Consider the following 2,359-nt stretch of genomic DNA (forward strand, 5'->3'; position numbering starts at 1 on the left):
GGCATGGCTATATGCATTTTATTTTTGTTTTTATCAATGCTTAATAAATACTTAATCCATTCATTGACTATCTTTTTTAGTAATGACGTAAGGAAAAAATCATTGATAGTGGTTTTTTTTGGGTTTTTACTTATGGTCTTCTTTATTTTTATCCATTTTAAGTTAATGAGTAAAAGTAATAGAATCCCAGATAAAAGTATTATATTGTAAATCATTGTTTCACCGTGGAGAAAATACTACTTAGTTCATTTGATAAGCTGTATATATCAGCATTCACCCTCACAGCGGATCGGCTGAATAAACCATGATTAATAAATTCGCCTTGAATTTTCCCCTGTTCGTCACGCTCTTTGGACGGTTCAAATGAGAATATATTTTGTAATACGACATTATCCCCTTCCATTCCCATAATTTCACTTATATGGCGTACTTTTCGTGAACCATCATTCATGCGTGAAACTTGCACAATAAGATTGATGGCGGAAGCAATATTTCGGCGAATAGTAAATATGGGCATATTAACTGGCCCCATCATGATCATGCTTTCGAGTCGGGCAATAGCATCGCGGGGAGAATTAGCATGTAAGGTGGACATAGAGCCATTATGGCCGGTATTCATTGCCTGAAGCATTTCAAATGTTTCCTCGCCACGGCACTCCCCGATAATTATCCTATCGGGGCGCATTCGTAGTGAGTTTATCACTAAATCTCGCATTGTTATTTGCCCGGTATTCTCTAGCCCGGCGAGCCGTGTCTCCATTCGAACTACATGGGGTTGTTCAAGATTTAACTCGGCGGCATCTTCTAAGGTGATAACTCTTTCGTTTTCAGAAATATATTTTGATAATGCGTTGAGCAGTGTTGTTTTTCCTGAGCCTGTGCCACCAGAGATAATAATATTGACCCGGCAACTGGCAGCAATGATCAAGAAATTAGCCATATCACTGCTCATGGCACCCATATTAACCAGATCTTCTAGTTTTCGTTTGTTGGTACTGAATTTTCGAATCGAAAGTGCCGTGCCATCCAATGTGATTGGGCCGATTGCCACATTGATTCGGCTACCATCAATTAGGCGTGCATCCGCTAACGGTCTACCTTCATCAATACGGCGATTGACTCTTTGCATCAGGCGTTTGGCAATATCAGTCAGTTGATTGTTATTAATAAAACGGCGGTTGGTTAAGGTTAGCAACCCATAACGTTCAACAAATATCTTTTCAGGGCCATTGACCATAATATCGCTAATAGACTCATCTTCCATCAGTTCTCTTAACGGGCCAAAACCGGTAATCTCATCGGCTATCGTTGCAATAATATCTTTTTGCTGCTGAGTGTTTAATCTATATTGATTGTCATTAAATAAATCATCGTATGTTTGTGAAAGTAAATCAAAAAGTTTGTCATAATCATCAACCAGATGTTCTACTTTATCGATATCAATGTTAGCCAGCATTTTTTCTCGTATTTTTTCTTGGATGATTAATGATATGTTCATTTTTAGCTTTTACCTTTTAGAAGTTTTCTTAACCATAATTTTCTCTTGTTTGATAAATCAATGGTTATGCCTAATGTGTATTTTGCCAATTCGGTTATTATGGTTTTCTTTCGGCCAAAGTAATTTTTATCACTTAATGATTCCGTTGTTTTATGTATGAAAGGGATTCGTATATCTATCTTACGCCCAAGTAATGACGGAATGTCGGAAGTATCCAGCATATCTCTTGTTATTGGTCTGCTTTCATTTAAACAGACTAATAGTCGGGTTGCTTGCCTGTTGTCTCGTTTGAATTTTTCATAAATATCAATAAACGTTTTAGCGACACGGACTGACATCATACTATTATCGAGCAATACGATAATGCAATTAGCGTGTTCTATATAATCAGTGAGTTTCTCTTTTGGTACGTTATGAATCGGTTGATCAAATACAATAAAATTGTGTTTTATATCTCTGTGTCCATCAATTTCAGCTATATCTTTCCCTTTACCGAACATAAGAGATAAATTATTTTGATATTCGGTTATTTCTGTAACCATCTTTTTTTCTGTAACAAGATCAAGATCCTGAGATCCATTATTGCCCTGTAATAATAGGGTTGGTGATTGCTTTATCTGTGTGATAGCGGTTGCTAAGTGATAACTGAGTAGGGTGGTTCCGATGCCTCCCTTACAGCCCAATAAACTGATAAAAAAGGCTTTTCTTTCAGACTCAATCGGGATGCCTTTGAGTAAATGTTGCGTCAACTCAGACAACTGTGACTTTATATTTAAGTATAGTATTCCACGTTGAATGAATTGTTGGGCGATACCAATTGAATCAATATCGCCAACTAAAACACACCAACAGTCACGCGGG

The 2,359-nt window shown here is 37.1% G+C and carries 2 protein-coding genes and 1 pseudogene; all 3 read right to left on the bottom strand.

Annotated elements, in window-relative coordinates; genetic code table 11:
* A pseudogene (locus tag V1952_RS21115) lies at window positions 1-215 on the bottom strand (tight adherance operon protein); the annotation flags it as partial.
* Window positions 212-1,498, bottom strand: a complete 1,287-nt coding sequence (locus V1952_RS21120; protein ID WP_420072485.1) for a CpaF family protein — start codon at window positions 1,496-1,498, stop codon at window positions 212-214. The pseudogene V1952_RS21115 and the gene V1952_RS21120, both read right to left, overlap by 4 nt.
* Window positions 1,499-1,500: 2 nt before the next feature.
* The coding region (locus tag V1952_RS21125) for a pilus assembly protein CpaE (protein WP_420075479.1) at window positions 1,501-2,359 on the bottom strand (859 nt) is incomplete at its 5' end.

Origin of the sequence: Yersinia sp. 2542 StPb PI (genome assembly GCF_048593855.1) — a bacterium.
Lineage (GTDB): Bacteria > Pseudomonadota > Gammaproteobacteria > Enterobacterales > Enterobacteriaceae > Yersinia > Yersinia enterocolitica_E.

Coding starts and splice junctions, on each gene's coding strand:
- V1952_RS21120 (WP_420072485.1), bottom strand. CDS start 1,498: ATGAACATATCATTAATCATCCAAGAAAAAATACGAGAAAAAATGCTG.